Raw genomic sequence first — 16,463 nt, forward strand, 5'->3', positions numbered from 1 at the left:
AAACTAACAAAAAGGTTGTATGACACAAGAAAAAGATCTGAAAGGCTACTGGAAAAAGAATCTCCAGTACCTGAGCATATTATTAAGTATTTGGTTTACCGTTTCGTACGGGTTCGGAATTTTACTCGCACCATGGCTCAATAATTTTAAAATGGGCGGATTCAAACTGGGATTCTGGTTTGCTCAACAAGGATCTATCTATGTGTTTGTGGTGCTTATATTTATCTATGTATACCTTATGAATCGTTTAGATATGAAATTCGGTGTAAACGAGGAGGATGCATAATGGATGTTCAAGTATGGACGTATATTCTTGTTGGAATAACCTTTGCTCTTTACATCGGAATTGCGATCTGGTCCCGTGCCGGATCAACCAGTGAATTTTATATAGCTGAAGGAGCTGTTAATCCATTAACAAATGGAATGGCAACAGCAGCAGATTGGATGTCGGCCGCTTCATTTCTTTCTATGGCGGGATTGATCTCTTTCATGGGATACGATGGAACCGTTTATCTGATGGGATGGACAGGCGGCTATGTGTTGCTGGCTTTACTATTAGCTCCGTATCTGAGAAAGTTCGGGAAATTTACAGTCCCTGATTTTATTGGTGATCGTTACTACTCAAATACCGCAAGAACGGTTGCTGTAATTTGTGCGTTGATCGTTTCATTCACGTATGTAGCAGGACAAATGCGTGGCGTTGGACTTGTATTCTCAAAATTCCTGGAAGTAGATATTTTCTGGGGAGTGATCATCGGAATGGCGATCGTTTTCTTTTACGCCGTGTTGGGTGGAATGAAAGGAATTACCTACACGCAAGTCGCTCAGTATTGCGTGTTGATCTTTGCCTTTATGGTGCCGGCATTTTTCATTTCGATGCAACTAACCGGCAGTCCGATACCACAGATTGGTTTTGGTTCTACGGTTACGGATGGTTCAGGAATGTATTTACTGGACAAGTTGGATCAGCTGCACACGGAATTAGGTTTTGCTGAGTACACATCCGGTACCAAAAGTATGCAGGATGTATTTTTTATAACTGTGGCGTTGATGGTAGGAACTGCCGGACTTCCACATGTGATCGTTCGATTTTTTACCGTGCCCAAAGTTAAAGATGCCAGAATTTCTGTAGGATATGCACTGATCTTTATAGCGATCCTGTACACAACCGCTCCTGCAATTGCCGTTTTTGCAAGAACAAATCTGATCGAAACGGTAAGCGAGCAACCATATGAAGAAATGCCTCCATGGTTCAGCACTTGGGAAGAAACGGCGCTGTTAAATTGGGTGGATAAGAACGAAGACGGAATTATTAATTATGCACCCGGAGCTGCTATTGTCGGAGCACCTGATATTATTAGGGACGGATTGGATATCAGAAGAGGAGCCAACAATCAGGTGATGATCTCTAATGAAGTGACGGCTAACAACAACGAGTTATATGTAGATCGGGATATTATGGTATTGGCAAATCCTGAGATTGCGGGTTTACCGGCTTGGGTTGCCGCTCTGGTTGCAGCCGGTGGATTGGCAGCAGCACTTTCCACCGCAGCGGGATTACTGTTGGTGATCTCAACTTCGGTTTCTCATGATCTGATCAAAAAGCAATTCAACAAAGATATTTCTGATAAAGCTGAATTACGATATGCAAGAATTGCAGCTGCTGTAGCGGTTGTTGTTGCCGGATATTTTGGAATTAATCCGCCCGGGTTTGTAGCCCAGGTTGTGGCTATTGCCTTCGGTTTAGCGGCTGCTTCATTTTTCCCTGCTATTATTCTGGGAATTTTCTACAAAAAGATGAACAAGCAAGGAGCTCTTGCCGGAATGATTGCCGGACTCATATTCACGCTGGCGTATATAATCTTTTTCAAGATCGCGTTTCCTGAATTGAATATTCCTGAAAACTGGTGGTTTGGAATTTCACCTGAAGGAATCGGAACCTTCGGGATGTTGATCAACCTGGTCGTTGCACTAAGCGTTAAGTCATTTTACCCCGATCCACCGGAAGACGTACAGGAAATGGTGGAGGGGATTAGGTATCCGAGGTGAGCACGTCATCCCGAACTCGTTTCGGGATCTTTGTGGTGATTTTAATTTAACTTTTATCTTAAAATTTAAACCAACGTCTTTTACTTACTTTTGGCTTGACCCAAAAGTAACAAAAGGTCAAGACTAAGAATTATTGACGGGTTCAAGTTGCGTTCGCTGAATAAATCCAAAGGTCTTCTTTCGCTAGATACATTTACTAAAACTTCACCTGAAGGTTTTATTCATCCTGCGGATACGCTCACACATCTATTCACTTTTCCGTCAATAATTCTAAGGTCGGTTTTTGATTTAAGTAATTCTATTGATTCATGAGAAATAGGAATTATATTTAACGAGTTTATTAAAGAGCGTATACCACTAAATGAGAATCCTTTATTTCATATTAATTGTTTTAGTTAGTTGTACGAAATCCGCTTCGGATTCAAAAATAAAACTTGCTATAGATCCTGTTGCTTTAGAACTAAATGAAAAAGCTATCGAGAGATTTAATAACTATAACCTGGGTTTGATAAATGATAAAGATTCTCTTGAATTATCATTAAAGGAGTTAAGTAGAGCTATACAGATAGATCCAAAAAATAGTGCATTCTACTCAAATAAAACTGAGATTCTTTTAACTCTGAATCGTGAAGAAGAAGCATTAAAACTGATGAAAGAAGCAGTTCAATTAATTCCTTTTTATGCTGAAGGTTATACATTCATTGGATATATATATGAATATAATGGGAAGGTTCAGGAATCTCAGGCATGGTTTCAAAAAGCGTTACATGCTTATGATGAAAGGATTGAAGAAGGAAAGTATGTAATAAATAGTAAGGTCAATAAAGCATTTATTTATTTTTTTGTAGAGAATGAAGAGAAGGCTCTGCTAGAATTTGAAAAGCTGAAAGAAGAATATCCTGATGATAATAGTGTGTTATACATGGAGTATTTTTTCTACGAATTTGAAAAAGAACAATTTCTAAAAGAGATTTTACGAAAGGAATAAGTAGTTGTAGTTCAACAGGGTCAATCTCCATTCGAAGAGAGATGATCAAGCCGACGGTTCTCGGCTTGATCCGAGGGATGGTTTTTAGATTTAGCTTCAAAACTACTTACACTCCCCACTCAAAATTTTTACCTACATTCGTAGGCATTTTCATTTTATAAACTAATACGGGATCAATGAAATCAATACTGTCCGCTTGTTTTGTATTACTATTCTCAAGCATCACTTTTGCACAAACCAATTCACAATGGATTCGCTACCAAACTATTTCGCCGGATGGCTCTACTATCGTCTTTACATACAAAGGTGATTTGTATTCAGTAGCAGCAAACGGAGGAGATGCTACTCAACTTACCTTCCATGAAGCTCATGATTATATGCCTGTTTGGAGCAAAGACGGAAAGTCCATTGCATTCGCTTCCGATCGTTACGGAAATTTTGATATCTACACGATGAGCGCTCAAGGCGGAGCGGCTAAAAGATTGACATTCCATTCCAATGATGAAAAACCGTTTACTTTTTCTGCCGATGGAAAGAATATTTTTTTCGGCGCACTTCGAATGGATACCAAAGAACATCGTCAGTACCCGACAGGATCTCAGCCTGAATTGTATTCCGTTCCTGTAACCGGTGGACGAGTAGATCAGATCTTTACCGTTCCTGCTGAATTTGTTCAGGTAAACAAAGATGGATCACAAATGGTCTATCATGATAAAAAGGGAGGAGAGAACGAATGGAGAAAACATCACACTTCTTCCATCACGCGCGATATCTGGACCTACGATACCAAGAGCAAAGCTCACAAAATGATCACCAGTTTTGAAGGGGAAGATCGTCAGCCGGTTTACAGTACAGATGAAAAGTCGCTGTATTACCTTAGTGAGGAAAGCGGGAGCTTTAATGTTCACAAACTTTCGTTGGCGAATCCTTTACAAAATACTCAGTTGACCAATTTTGATCTTCATCCGGTTCGTTTCTTAAGTATGGGAAATGGAATGCTTTCATTCGGTTATGACGGCGAATTATATACCATGAAAGAAGGAGAGCAGCCAAAGAAAGTGAAAGTGAACATCAGAACTCAGGAAAAGAGCAATTCTGACAAATTCATCACTATTAACGGTGGCGTTCAGGAAATGGCAGTTCATCCCAATGGAAAAGAAATTGCATTCGTAGCCAGAGGAGAAGTGTTTGTGACTTCTATCGATGGTTCGCTTACCAAAAGAGTTACCAACACTCCTGAAACTGAGCGATTTATCACATTTACTCCTGATGGAAAAAGTTTAGTGTATTCCAGCGAAAGAAACGGAAAGTGGAGTATCTACAAATCAGAAAAAGTAAGAGAAGAAGAACCGTTTTTCTTTGCTTCAACACTTTTGAAAGAAGAAGCAATAGTTGAAACTAAAGAAGACAATTACCTGCCTGAGTATTCTCCTGATGGAAAGAAATTAGCGTATATCGCCGGAAGAAGAACACTCAGAGTTCAGGATGTGGAATCAGGAAATACAGTAGACTTGCTTACTCCGGAAGATCTGTTCCACATGCGTGATGGTGATAAATATTTTACATGGAGTCCGGACAGTAAGTGGCTACTGGTTGATTGGAATAAGTTGCTTAACAACAGCGAAGTGCTACTTCTGTCAGCGGATGGTAAAGAACGAATCAATCTGACGGAAAGTGGTTATTACGACTATTCACCTAAATGGATGAATGAAGGAAAGCAGATGATCTGGTTCAGTAACAGAGACGGATTGAAAAGCTATGCAACCAGTGGAAGTTCTCAATCAGATGTATATGCAATGTTTTTCGATCAGGATGCGTGGGATAAATTCAGCATGAGTAAAGAAGATTATGAGCTGATGCAAGAGATAGAAAAGGCTAACAAGAAACAAGAAAAATCCGAAGACAAAAAGGAAGACGAGAAGAAGGATGAGAAAAAAGAGGAAGTAAAGTCTCTGGAATTTGATTGGGACGGAATGAAAGATAGAAAGTCTAAACTCACCATTCATTCCAGTTATTTATCGGATGCTACATTGTCGAAGGATGGGGAGAAACTATATTACTTATCCAGATTTGAGGGAAGATATGATCTTTGGGAAACTGAGCTCAGAACTCGGGATACAAAGAAATTGATCAGCCTGAATACCGGTGGCGGTAGCTTGGTTTGGGACAAAAAAATGGAAAATTTGTATTTACTGAGCAGCGGTAGAATTTCCAAAGTGGATCTTTCCGGCGGAAGCACAAAAGGAATTTCAATTTCAGGAGAAATGGAATACGATGCGGACAAAGAACGCCAAAAAATGTTCGAGCACGTGTACATCAGAACCAAGAATATTTTCTATGAGCCAACTTTCCACGGAAACGATTGGGGCATGCTGTATGAAGAATATCAGAAATATGTTCCGCATACTTCCAATGGGTATGAGTTTGCAGAAGTGCTTTCTGAAATGTTGGGAGAATTAAATGTTTCTCACGCAGGCGCAGGATATAGTAACAATATCGAAAATGGAGATGCAACGGCTTCTCTGGGAATATTCTGGGATTACAATTACAAAGGTGATGGAATCAAGATCACTGAAGTCATTGATGGTGGTCCGCTGGATAAAGAAGCATTAGAGATCGAAACCGGAATGATCATCCAAAAAATTGATGGCGAAACAGTTTCCGCAAACAGAGATATGGCGAGCTATCTGAATAGAAAAGCCGATAAATTTACGCTTCTTGAAATCACGGACAGTAAAGGAAAAAATGCTAAACAAGTTACCGTAAAGCCAATTTCTTTAGGAGCAGAACGAGGATTACTGTACGATCGATTTGTTCGAATGAATGAAAAGGAAGTAATGGAAAAAAGTAATGGTCAACTAGGCTATGTTCACATTCCGGGAATGGGCGACGGACCGTACCGTAATATTTACGAAGACATGTTGGGTAAATATTTAGAAGCGAAAGGGATCATTGTGGATACGCGATTTAATGGTGGTGGCGACTTAGTAGCCGATCTTGCGATGTTTTTTACCGGTGAGGAGTTCATCACTTATGCTACAGCTGCAAAAGTAGTTGGGGGAGAGCCGACATCTCGCTGGACAAAACCTACACTTACCATGTTCAACGAAAGCAATTACTCCGACGGTCACTGTTACGCTCAGGGATACACTGATCTGAAGATCGGAATCACTTTAGGAATGCCTGTTCCGGGAACGTGTAGCTTCGCAGGATGGGAAGGTTTGCCAAATGGCGGTTATTGGGGAGTTGTACCTGTAAGTGCCAAAGATAAAGCCGGTCGCTGGATGGAGAATCTTCAAACCGAGCCGGATGTTAAGGTTAAGAACATGCCGGGAGTTATTAATTCAGGTCGTGATCAGCAGTTAGAAAGGGCAATTCAGGAATTAATGAAAGAAGTGAATGAGTAGGATTTAATTTCTTATCGACAAAAATTAAAAGGAGGCTTTGAATAAAAGTCTCCTTTTTTAGAAAAAGGAATAAGATTAATGTTAATATAAAAATAAAGCCCTGAAGCAAAATACAGTTTTATAATTACATCGCCTTTCGTTCTAAATCGCTGTATCTTTATTTTATAATCTTAAAAATTTATGACGTGCAATTTCGCCATTCTTTTTTCTTAGTCGTATTTATTATTTGGTTAGTTCCTACGACACTTCTCAGTCAGTTCTACCCGGCAAAAACATATTCCACAACGGATGGAATGCCTTCAAATTCGGTATATTCAATTACTCAAGCTGACAATATGGTTATGTGGTTTATAACCTCAAGGGGGGTAACAACTTACGATGCTTCTGAATGGTATTTGTTCCCCGATTCATTGGGGTTACCATTTACAGAACATTCTTATATACAAAAAGATGGTCTTGGTAGAATTTGGGTTGCAGGCTATAATAAAGAAGGATTGACTGTCCAATACTATGCAGATAAAGATTGGATAAAAGTAAAAACTCCGGATTCCTGGCCACGTTATCGAGCCATTTTTTCATTCAAAACAGTAAATAATGAAGTTTTCCTTGGTCTTAAAAATCAAGTTTACCATTTATATGAGGATCACACTGATTGGGAGCTTACAGAGTTAAGTATCGATGGAAAAGATGCTTTGATCAATAACTTTGTTGATATAGAAGGGCAATTCTATATAACTACAAGAGAAGGAATTTTTGCGTTAAAAGGGGATGAGATTATTTACAGCACATTGAATGAATTCGATTTTGAAAGCAGTAATGTTCTCACCATCAATAAGCACAATAACTCATTTTATTTGTTGGGATTTAATTGGATTGGGAAAATAACAGAAGAAAATTATGAGCTGATTTCAGATGAGCTCGGAATTTTTTCAGAATCAATTTTTAACAAATACAGTTTAGAAATAGATGAGAGTGGACGAATCTATTACAGTAGTTTTAGCGTTCCTTCATTTGTTGAGGAAGCAACCGGTGATTGGAAACCTCTTAAAGTATTGGCTCGTCAGCAAAACTTGTTAAGCAATCAGATCTTTGTTGATGCCGAGAATAATTATTGGGTTGGTGATAACAGAGGGTTATTCAAGTTCAACTTATTGAGATTTAGAAATTTTAATAGCAATACAAATCTGATTGAAGATGAAGTAAGTAGTATTCTTGAAGGAGTTGATGGGCGTATTGTACTTGCCAACCCAAGGGCATTAAATTTCTATGATAAAGGGGAAATAACCTCCATAGATCTAAGGGATCGGTATCCAAATTTTGTTACCCGAATTTTAGATGTTGAGCAAACAAATGACGGACGAATTTTCCTGGCACTTTCAAGTAGTGGATTGATCAGTATAAAAGATGGTAAAATTCGACAATATGATTCCAAAATTCTGAATAACATAGTCACTTCATTAAGTCTTTATAAAGGCGATTTATTAGTAGCTAATTCTAATTCAGTTTATAGATTTACAGATCAGAAATTGGAGCTTTTCGGCAAGTTTGATGGGATAAGAAATCTTGTAACAATTGGAAATGATAAGTTAGCCATTCTATCCAGCCGAGGAGTATATATTACTGACGGTACAGATACTCAAAGGTATGTTGTAGATGAGCAATCATTAAATAGTACTTATGATATTGAAGTATGGAATGATGAATACTTAGTAGCTACCGAAGCAGGTTTAGGGAAATTAAAAGACGGAAAAATAGTCAAATATGATGCAGTAGAACTTGACAGAAATCCGGCTTATTCAATATTGAAAGATTCTGAAAACAATTTATGGGTCGGTACAAGCGACGGTATTTTTAAAACAGATGGCAAGGAATTGGTTCAGTATAATAAAGGAAATGGGTTGATCGGTAATGAAATTAACAGAAATGCCTTAGTTGAAGATTCAAAAGGAGATATTTGGATAGGGACAGATGCAGGGGTTTCAGTATTAGAAAATAGTGAGGAAATAAATACAGACTTTATTCCGAATATTGAGCTTAAAGAATTCAGGACACTGGATGGTACAATACTAACAAACCAAACTGAGAGATCAATAAGCTATGATGAGAATAGCGTTGAGTTGAAATTCAGAGCTATCTCATTCTTTAATGAAGATGAAATGTCATTTCAATATAAGCTAGAAGGGTTTGAAGAAAACTGGAATCTAACATCAGATATTTCAAATAGCCCGATTAGATATACAAACCTAAACCCGGGAAAATATACGTTGTGGGTAAAAGGTAGAGTTGAGTCAGGAGATTGGAGCGAGCAGAAATCAGTAAGTTTTATAATTAAAAAACCATTCTACCAGGAAGCCTGGTTTTTACTTTTAAGTGTTCTGATCTTGATCGCTGTTGGATATTTTATATACAGATTGAGGGTTCTTTATCTGATCAAACAAAGAGAGACCTTAAGAAAATTGGTTAGTAGAAGAACAGAAGAAATAGATATGCAAAACCAAAATTTAAAGGAAGCATATAAAAATCTTGAAGAGGCACACACTAAATTGGTGCAAACAGAAAAAATGGCTGCTTTGGGAGTGTTAACAGCCGGAATTGCACATGAAATAAATAACCCGCTAAACTATATAAAGTCCGGGAAAGAAATTATAAAGCAGATCACAGAGCAAAATAATTCTGAAATTCTAATTAGAGATAAAGATACCTTTGAAACCGTTCTGGTTGGCATAGATCTGGGAGTAGATAAGATCATGAATATCACAAAAAGCTTGGGGGCATTTACTACTACTTCTGATAAGATCAACAACAAAGTGTATTTAAATAAAGTAATAGATGACACACTTACGATTCTGGATCATGATCTGAAAAACAGAATAAATGTGTCACGGGAGTATGCAACTAATGATGTATTTGTAATTGGTAACGAAGGTAAATTATATCAGGTTTTTTCTAATCTGATAACCAACTCAATTCATGCTATTGAAGGTGATGGAGAAATATCAATTTCGGCAAAGGAAACAAAAGACAAAACAATAGTTTATATAACGGATTCAGGTTGTGGAATTCCTGATGAAATACTGCATAAGATCTTTGATCCTTTCTTTACCACAAAAGAACAAGGAGAAGGGACAGGGTTGGGCTTATCTATTGTCTACAATATCATAAAAGAACTAAACGGCGATATAGAAATTGATTCAGTTGTCGATAAAGGAACAACTGTAAAATTAGAATTCAAAAAAGAGACACCAAAAATTTAGAATGTCAAACTTGAAAAAAGTGCTTTACGTTGATGATGAAGCAATGAACCTGTTTTTGTTTGAAAATTTATTAGCAGAGAATTTCGAAATTGTTACAGCAAGAAGTCCTGAGAAGGGATTGGAAATATTGTCAGAAGATGACTCCTTCGATCTGATAATTTCAGATATGAAGATGCCAGGTATGAATGGCCTCGAGTTTATCAGGAAAGCTCAGGAGTTTTATAAACCATGTCCATATAATATCCTGTCTGGCTATCATAAAATACCGGAAATCGAAGAGGCTCTTGAATCAGGTTTAATTTGCAGCTATTTGCAAAAACCTTTTGAAGTCGGAGAAATTACCGCCTCAATAAATAAAGATATTGAGTCATTTCAACGTGTTTAAAGCAATTCATTAAATCTGATTTTATATAAGATCAATTTTTCGCCATTTGTCGTAATCAGCACTATCTTTCAGTAATGAAAAAATCTTCTACAATACGCTTAGCACAGCTTAATCCTACCATTGGAGACCTGATAGGGAATAAAAATTTGATCACAGAAGCAATAAGAAAAGCTTCTGAAGACAAAATTGATATTCTGATTCTGCCGGAATTGATAGTTTGCGGCTACCCTCCACAAGACCTTCTTGAAAGGGCTGTATTTAGAGAGTCTTGCTACCGGATTAATAATGAACTGATCGAATCCACAGGAGAGACTGCAGTTATATTCGGTTCAATTTCGGAAAATCATGGAACAGGCAGAAAGATATTCAATTCAGCAATTGTGGCTCAAAATGGGAAGGAAATAGCCAGAGTTCATAAAGCACTATTACCAACTTATGATGTTTTTGACGATCTGAGATATTTTGAACCCGGTAATGAGTTCGAGCCGATATCGATAAATGGTGTTTCTTTTGGAATTACCGTTTGTGAAGACATTTGGTTTAATGACAACGAGATCAACTATCATACCTATTCCGTAAATCCCGCTGAAGTTCTTGCTGATAAAGGTGCTCAGGCTATCATTAATGTGTCTGCTTCTCCATTTACAAAAACAAAACCGGTAAGCCGGGTTGGAATGCTCCAGAAGCATGCGGATGAACTGAATATCCCTTTGTTTTATGTGAATCAGGTTGGGGCAAATACCGAACTTATTTTTGATGGAGATTCTCTGGCTTTAAATAAAGATGGAGAGATAAAAAGCAGAGCCAAAAGATTTGCGAGTACTTATATCGATGTTGAATTCGATCCATCCACTAAAGAAGTAGAGGCAATTCAGAACACATCAAGCCGATTAGATGTGCCTGAAAGAATTGAAAGTATGTTCAATGGTTTAGTGCTGGGCGTTCAGGATTATTTAAAAAAATCTAAAGCAGCAAAGAAAGTAATTTTAGGATTGAGTGGTGGAATTGACTCAGCCTTGGTTGCTGTAATCGCTAAAGAAGCACTTGGTGCTGAAAACGTAATAGCAGTTACAATGCCTTCCGAATTTTCTTCTGCGGGAAGTGTTTCTGATTCTGAAACTCTTGCTCAAAATCTGGGGATTAAGTTGCATGAAATTACTATTAAATCAATTTATGATTCTTATTTAGATCAGCTTAAACCGGTTTTTGAAGGAACAGAATTTAATGTAGCCGAAGAAAATCTTCAAAGCAGAACCAGAGGTGATTTACTGATGGCTATGGCTAATAAGTTCGGTTACATGCTTTTGAATACGGGGAATAAATCAGAAACGGCAGTAGGCTATTGTACTTTATATGGTGATATGGCTGGAGGACTGGGCGTTATATCAGATCTTTATAAAACAGAAGTGTTCGAAATGTGCAAGTGGTTAAACCAGAGATATTATCAGAAAGAAGTGATCCCAAATTCTATAATTGAGAAAGAACCAAGTGCCGAATTAAGACCTGATCAAAAAGATTCAGATTCTTTGCCGGATTACGGAACTTTAGATACTATTTTGGAATACTATCTTGAGCAACAGCTTTCAAGAGAAGAGATCATCGACAGAGGTTATGAAGAAAAACTAGTTGATAAAATTCTTAGATTAGTTGATATCAATGAACACAAAAGATATCAGTCGGCGCCCGGTTTAAAAATGTCAGCTAAAGCCTTTGGATCGGGTAGAAGATGGCCGGTAGTTCAGGGTTGGAGCGGTCAGGAAAACAAGTTCAAAAAATCTATTTCTTCAAAACAATAACGTTTCTCTAATTGTGTTGACAAACGAGGATTAAAAGTGCCTTTTTTCTTTAATTCTGGCATTTATTTACTACTTTTATTGAGTTAAAAACTACAGACAAATATGCATAAGATTTTTACAAAGATTTCTTGTGGTGCACTATTGTTGTGTACTACATCTGTTTTTGCACAAGACAGTACATTGATTAAAACTGAAAAGATGCCATTGCGTCTTTTAACGGTTCCAAATCCTTTGGAAAACAAGGTTATTGAATCAAAACCTGAAAGAGATCCCATAACTATTGAGTTAGATTCTTTTCAAAAGGATATTCTTAGAAGAATAACGGACATCTATCAATTACATGTGTTGAGTTTGGAATCACAATTAGATGATAATCCGTTGGAAGCAGAAACGCATATTAATGATGCAGTAAACGCTTCTCAAGCATTGTTGGATGATTATCCTGAACTAAGGTCTGACCGTAGATTTGTAGAACTGTCAAGAGCTGTGATTTCGGAATACAGACAATTCTATGGAATTTCAGAATCAGCAAATGAAGCTCAAGGTGAAATATTCGCAATTCAGGAAGAGCTTTTTGCTGATGACGATGCTTATTTGACCGAAGACTTCGATTTTCCAAAAGATGTGATGTTAACCAAAACAGATGTCCCACTTATCCAGAATAGATATGTGACAAACAGTTTGGTGTACTATACTCTTAAGAGACCTGAAGTGATGGAACTTTGGTTAAAACGTTCTGAAACGTATATGCCGATGATCCAGAAAATTTTTAAAGAAGAAAAAGTACCTTCCGAGTTGGCTTATTTAGCCTTTATTGAAAGTGGTTTGAATCCCAATGCAAGAAGTTGGGCTGCAGCTGTTGGTATGTGGCAGTTTATTGCAGCAACCGGAAGAGTTTATGGACTGGAAGTGAATTGGTGGGTTGATGAAAGAAGAGATCCTGAAAAAGCAACTCGCGCTGCTGCACGCCACTTAAGAGATCTGTATGATATTTGGGGAGACTGGCATTTAGCGATGGCAAATTACAATATCAGTCCTAGAGGTTTAAATCGTGCTATCACTCGAGCAGGAGGAAAAAAAGACTATTGGGAAGCGTATCCTTATCTGCCAAGAGAAACCAGAGGCTATGTTCCGGGCTTTATTGCAACAGCCATGATCGGATTAAATCCTGAAGAATTTGGTTTTGAGAGGAAGTATGAAGGAGAACCATACAGCTACGATGTTGTGGAAGTGGATGGTTTGATGCCTTTAGATGCTCTTTCTGAAGCAACAGGAATTTCTGTTGATGAATTGAAAGATTATAACCCTGAACTTTTGAGATGGGCTACTCCTCCGGGAAATAAATATCCACTGAAGATACCAACAGGAAAAAAGGAAGAGTTTTTGATCGCTTATAAAGAAATACCGAAAGAGAACAGAGCTCAGGACATGACTGTACATACCGTTAGAAGCGGAGAATCCATTGGATTAATTGCCCAAAAGTATGGCACAACGGTTCGCGGTATTTACGCAAGTAATGATAACCTTTCCAATGTTATTCATCCCGGGCAAAAACTTGTAATTCCATTACCGGCAGGAAGTGCAGGTAAAATTTCTGCAAATCGTCCTACAAATATTACGAATACAAGCCGATCACGTTCTACTTCAACCCGTTCGAGCACACCTTCTAACTCTTCTAAGCTAACATATAAAGTAAAGACAGGTGATACCGTTGGTCACATTGCAGAATGGTATGATGTCAGGGCTTTCGAGATAAGAGCTTGGAATGGTATTGGAAACACAATTCGTGTGGGACAGAATTTGACAGTTTATGTGCCTTCAAAGAACAGAGATCATTACTCAAAAGTTAACTCGATGAGTTACAGCCAGAAACAGGAATTAGAAAGAAAGCAAAGAAGAGGCGAGAATATATTATTGGCTTCTGCTTCCGTTTCTTCAAATGGATATAAAACCTATACCGTTAGAAAGAATGATACTTTGGGAGAAATAGCAGAAAGCTTCGGAGTAAGTATATCCTCTTTAAGAAGTTTAAATGGGATTTCAGGATCTACAATTGTGGTTGGTCAGGTTTTGAAAATAAGTAAACAGTAGTATGAAAAAGTCGTTTTTTCTTATATACATTTTCTTTTTAAGTGGATTGTCATCAAGCTTGGTTCAAGCTCAGCAAACTGATATCTATTTTTTAATAAAAAAGAACTTTTCAATCTTTAGTAAGACCTACGAAAATGTTGCTTTGGATTACGTGGATGAAATAGATCCGGAGAAGTTGATGCGTATCGGATTGGATGCAATGTTAGAAACTCTGGATCCTTACACCGTTATTTATAACGAAGCACAAAATGAACAGGCTGAAATACTATCCCGTGGAAATTATGCAGGAATTGGTATCGAAGCAGGTTACAGAGATGGAAAAGTAGTTATAATTGCCCCCACAGAAGGTGGCCCTGCAGAAAGAAGTGGTTTAAGAGCAGGTGATGAGATCATAGAAATTGATGGTATTTCCACGATAGGGTTAAAACCTGAAGAAATTCAAACACTTACAATTGGTGAGGTCGGTTCAAAAGTAGATATTTCTATAAAACGATTTGGAGTGGAAAAAGAACTGGATTTTGAGCTGACAAGACAAAGGATCGAAGTAAAGAATGTATCACATCAAACGTTGATCGGAAGTAATAAGCAAATCGGTTATATAAAATTAAGTCAATTTGGATCTAGGTCTGCTGATGAAATACGAACTTCAATTATAGAACTAAAAGAACAGGCTGAGCTTAAAGGTTTAGTACTGGATCTGAGAGATAATCCGGGTGGAATTTTGCAGGAAGCTGTTTCCATCATAGATAAATTTGTTGAACCGGGATTGATGGTGGTGGAGAACAGAGGACGGATTGCTGAGTATAATCAGACGTTTTCTACAACAGAACCAATTTTCTTTGATGCACCGGTAGTTGTATTGGTTAATGGAGGAAGCGCAAGTGCTTCGGAGGTTGTATCAGGTGCGTTACAGGATCTGGATCGCGCAGTTATTTTAGGTGAGCAAAGCTTTGGAAAAGGATTGGTACAGATCGTTAAACCCCTTCCTTACAACACCTCTATGAAAGTAACCATAGCTCGTTATTATATCCCTAGTGGCAGAAGTATTCAATCTGTTGATTATACACATGAAGGACGAAATTCAGGAGTTGTAAAAAGGGAAGCTTCATCAAATGTATTCAAGACTAAGAACGGACGAACTGTTAACGAAGGCAGAGGTATTGAACCCGATGTTGTTGTAGAAGTAGCTGAACCAAATCTGATTGAGATATCCTTGCTACAAAAAGGGGCTATTTTTGATTTCAGCACTGAGTATTTCGCAAACAATTCCAATACCGGTTTTGATGATATACCGGAAGGAATTTTCAATGAGTTTAAACTCTATCTCGACAAAATAGATTTTGAGTTTGCAAATGAAACAGAGGATTATCTGGAAGTGATCAGAAATGACCTTGCCGAAGTTGAAGGAGCGGAACGTAAGATCCAGGAACTTCAGGAATTTATAGACCTTCAACAAGAGCAAGAGCTCAACAACAGCAAAGAGTTTATTGAGAAAATGATCTGGTTGGAATTAAAGTCAAGGACCGGTGGTCAAACAGCCCGAACTAACGCTTCCTTGTCAAAGGATATACAACTTAACGCTGCTGTGGATCTAATAAATAATCCTCAGCAAATTGATTCCTTGCTGAAAGGCAGTAATTGATGCCACAAAAAGCAGATCTTCATATCCATACAATATGCTCAGATGGGCATCTATCTCCGGAGGAGGTAATTAAGCTTGCTGAGATGAAGAATTTAGGCGCTGTTTCAATTACGGATCATGATACTTTTGAAGGTTATAAAATTGCGAAACCATTTGCAGATGAGGCCGGGATAGAGCTAATACCCGGTGTAGAAGTAACAACGTTATTTAATGGGAAAGAGGCTCATATTTTAGCCTATTATTTTGAAACAGAAACAAATTACTTCGGTGATTTTTTGAAGAGCCAAAAGAGTTCAAGACAAACACGAATTAAAGGAATAGTTAAAACATTAAATTCGAAAAGAATAGATATCAGTTATGATGAGGTTTGGGCAGAAGCTGACGGGGGAAATCTGGGACGACCGCATATTGCCAAGATCTTAATTGAGAAAGGCTATGTTTCTAACTTTAATGAAGCATTTCAATTATATTTGAGCAATGAAAAATTGGGTGATATAAAAAATAGTTATCCTGATTCTGAAAAAGCGATTCAAATGATAAAGAATGTTGGTGGAGCAGCTATTTTAGCTCATCCCGGTAAATTATATTCTGAACAAGAAATCGAAGAATTTATTGAACTTGGAGTTGATGGCTTGGAATGCATTCATCCTAGCCATAATTACAGGAAACAAGCGTTTTACTCAAAATTATGTGATCAGAGATCACTTCTTAAAACAGGTGGAAGTGATTATCATGGAGGCATTGAAGCGGGTCATAGTAATGTTGGCATAGTTGCAATTGCAAAAAAGAATGTGGAATCGATGAAACGAATGACGGACCAAAGAAAACAAACCATTTTAGTTAAAGAATAG

General features: G+C 37.7%; 10 protein-coding genes. All 10 read left to right on the forward strand.

Annotated features, from left to right (window positions below; genetic code table 11):
- Window positions 1-19: 19 nt before the first annotated feature.
- The 10 genes from A8B79_RS06030 to A8B79_RS06075 all read left to right on the forward strand — a co-directional run bounded on the left by A8B79_RS06030 (window position 20) and on the right by A8B79_RS06075 (window position 16,463).
- Window positions 20-286 carry a DUF4212 domain-containing protein gene (locus A8B79_RS06030; RefSeq protein ID WP_066219461.1) on the forward strand — a complete coding sequence of 89 codons (267 nt, stop codon included), beginning with the start codon at window positions 20-22 and terminating at the stop codon, window positions 284-286.
- On the forward strand, window positions 286-2,049 hold the full coding sequence (locus A8B79_RS06035; RefSeq protein ID WP_066219463.1) for a sodium:solute symporter family protein: 1,764 nt from the start codon (window positions 286-288) through the stop codon (window positions 2,047-2,049). Before A8B79_RS06030 ends, A8B79_RS06035 begins: the two co-directional genes overlap by 1 nt.
- A 361-nt stretch (window positions 2,050-2,410) precedes the next feature.
- Window positions 2,411-3,037 carry a tetratricopeptide repeat protein gene (locus tag A8B79_RS06040; protein WP_066219464.1) on the forward strand — a complete coding sequence of 209 codons (627 nt, stop codon included), beginning with the start codon at window positions 2,411-2,413 and terminating at the stop codon, window positions 3,035-3,037.
- A 176-nt stretch (window positions 3,038-3,213) separates the two neighbouring features.
- Entirely contained in the window at window positions 3,214-6,444 is a 3,231-nt protein-coding gene (locus A8B79_RS06045) for a S41 family peptidase (protein WP_066219467.1), read from the forward strand.
- Between the two features lie 293 nt (window positions 6,445-6,737).
- Complete coding sequence (locus tag A8B79_RS06050; protein WP_153038369.1) at window positions 6,738-9,698, forward strand: sensor histidine kinase; 2,961 nt, start codon at window positions 6,738-6,740, stop codon at window positions 9,696-9,698.
- A gap of 1 nt (window position 9,699) precedes the next feature.
- Window positions 9,700-10,083 carry a response regulator gene (locus A8B79_RS06055; protein ID WP_066219475.1) on the forward strand — a complete coding sequence of 128 codons (384 nt, stop codon included), beginning with the start codon at window positions 9,700-9,702 and terminating at the stop codon, window positions 10,081-10,083.
- 74 nt (window positions 10,084-10,157) lie between these two features.
- Window positions 10,158-11,879: an NAD+ synthase gene (locus A8B79_RS06060; protein WP_066219478.1), complete on the forward strand. Its 1,722-nt coding sequence runs from the start codon at window positions 10,158-10,160 to the stop codon at window positions 11,877-11,879.
- Between the two features lie 102 nt (window positions 11,880-11,981).
- Window positions 11,982-13,970 (forward strand): LysM peptidoglycan-binding domain-containing protein, encoded by a 1,989-nt coding sequence (locus A8B79_RS06065; protein ID WP_066219481.1) that lies wholly within the window; start codon window positions 11,982-11,984, stop codon window positions 13,968-13,970.
- Window position 13,971: 1 nt separating this feature from the next.
- Window positions 13,972-15,612 (forward strand): S41 family peptidase, encoded by a 1,641-nt coding sequence (locus tag A8B79_RS06070; protein WP_066219483.1) that lies wholly within the window; start codon window positions 13,972-13,974, stop codon window positions 15,610-15,612.
- Window positions 15,612-16,463, forward strand: a complete 852-nt coding sequence (locus A8B79_RS06075) for a PHP domain-containing protein (RefSeq protein WP_066219485.1) — start codon at window positions 15,612-15,614, stop codon at window positions 16,461-16,463. Before A8B79_RS06070 ends, A8B79_RS06075 begins: the two co-directional genes overlap by 1 nt.

It is taken from the genome of Balneola sp. EhC07, from assembly GCF_001650905.1.
In the GTDB taxonomy this organism is placed as follows: domain Bacteria; phylum Bacteroidota; class Rhodothermia; order Balneolales; family Balneolaceae; genus Balneola.